At 61.9% G+C, this 1,584-nt stretch carries 2 protein-coding genes and 1 pseudogene; 2 read left to right on the forward strand and 1 reads right to left on the reverse strand.

Features of this window, described 5'->3' with window-relative positions; all coding sequences use genetic code 11:
* Positions 1–426, forward strand: a pseudogene (locus JX325_RS16410) (cell wall anchor protein); the annotation flags it as partial.
* 6 nt (positions 427–432) lie between these two features.
* Here JX325_RS16410 and JX325_RS16415 read toward each other — a convergent pair.
* The gene (locus JX325_RS16415; protein WP_204792105.1) at positions 433–831 is read right to left on the reverse strand and encodes a bacteriohemerythrin; all 399 of its coding nucleotides are present in this window, start codon (positions 829–831) and stop codon (positions 433–435) included.
* 101 nt (positions 832–932) lie between these two features.
* Here JX325_RS16415 and JX325_RS18340 point away from each other — a divergent pair.
* A partial coding sequence (locus JX325_RS18340; RefSeq protein ID WP_243414150.1) for a sortase occupies positions 933–1,584 on the forward strand: 652 nt, incomplete at its 3' end.

Consider the following 1,584-nt stretch of genomic DNA (forward strand, 5'->3'; position numbering starts at 1 on the left):
ACCTCGTACATCCCCAAGACCATCCAGGACGGCGGGCGCACCCTGACCCTCCAGGATATCAGCTGGCAGACGGACAATACCGCCAGCCTGGACGGGCACGCCATGGGAGATCGCTTTACCGCCGTGGCCACCTACAGCGGCTCGGCCACCAGCAGCTATGTAAAAGGCTACACGGTCACCGCCAACTATGTGGGGACCGTCAGCCGGATCGCCCTGAACAAGACCCGGTATGTGGCCATCTTTGAGGGGGACGCCCCCACGGTGGACGTTATCCCCACAGAGGCGGACCCCGGCGCCGACTCCGGTTTCCATTTCAACTGGGCCTACCTGCTGGTCCCCCTGGGCGTGATCGCCCTAGCGGGCGGAGGCATGGGAACGGCGCTGTTCCTGAAACGGCGGCACGAATCCGAGGAAGGAGCGGAGTGACGGCGCTTACCTTTGCTTCAGGTGGGCGCTCAGCTTCTTATCCTCCACCCGGATGTGGTTGACCAGGACCGCCACGTGCTTGTTCAGCGCGCTCAGATCCGCGACGGAGGGCCCTGACGCCGGAATCTTCGAGGCGATCTCCCGGAGCGTTTTCTTATAGCCAGCGTGGAACGCCTTGTGGGCGGACATGCCGGGATAACCGCTTTCCTGCTGAAGCCGCTCCTCATGGCTGAAATGCTTATCCACATACCCAATCAGGAACTGGATTGCGGGCTCCATGGAGGCGCGGCCCTGCCCCTTCCCGCAGGATTCCAGCAGTTGGTTCACCGCCTGGAACAGCTCCCGGTGCTCTCCGTCGATGACGGCGTTGCCGGTCTCAAGGTCTTTTGTCAGTTCATATCGCATTTGTTCTTCTCCTTTGCCACTGTTTTCAAATTATTGGAACTTCTCAATTATAAATTGCCGCCGCCCAGTAGTCAAGCGGGCTGCGGCGGAAAGGAATCCACATGAAAAAACATCTTCTTTTGACCCTGCTTGCGGCCCTGGCTCTTACGGTCTCCGCCGGGGCGCTGGAGTACACCATGGAGGCTCCTGACGGGCCCAACTACGGAAAGGCCACNTCCATTGAGGTGGTCCACACCCGAGACAACGGCGAACGGAAAAACGCGGATATCAGCAAAAACGCCGCCTTGATCCCGCCCGGATTCGGAACGCCCACGGCGGACCTCCCCGGCAGCGGGGACTATCTCACTCCCAACCTGGCCCCGGAAGCCANAGCCGGGACCGGCGCCGTGATCAACGGCAGCATGTCCNNNGCGGTCGTGCTTCCGCCCTCCAGCGACAGCGCCGTGTTCGCGCCCTCCGGTGGCGGCACGACTGTCCCGCCCTCCTCCGGCAGCGGCGGGGCTGTGTATCAGCCCGGCTCCTCCAGTCTCACTACCACCACCAGACCTACGGTGACAGATGCCGCCACTTTTACCGAGGTGACGGAGGACCTCTACTACAAGGGCGGATACCTGGGCAGACTGGAAATCCCTGTCCTGGACCTCAGCGTCAAGATTTACGAGGGCACCGGCAGTGCTACCCTGGCTAAAGGCGTGGGGCACTTTGAGGACACCTCCATCTGGGGAGGCAACGTCTGCCTCGCTNCCCATAATC

Origin of the sequence: Oscillibacter sp. CU971, assembly GCF_905219725.1 — a bacterium.
Lineage (GTDB): Bacteria > Bacillota > Clostridia > Oscillospirales > Oscillospiraceae > Oscillibacter.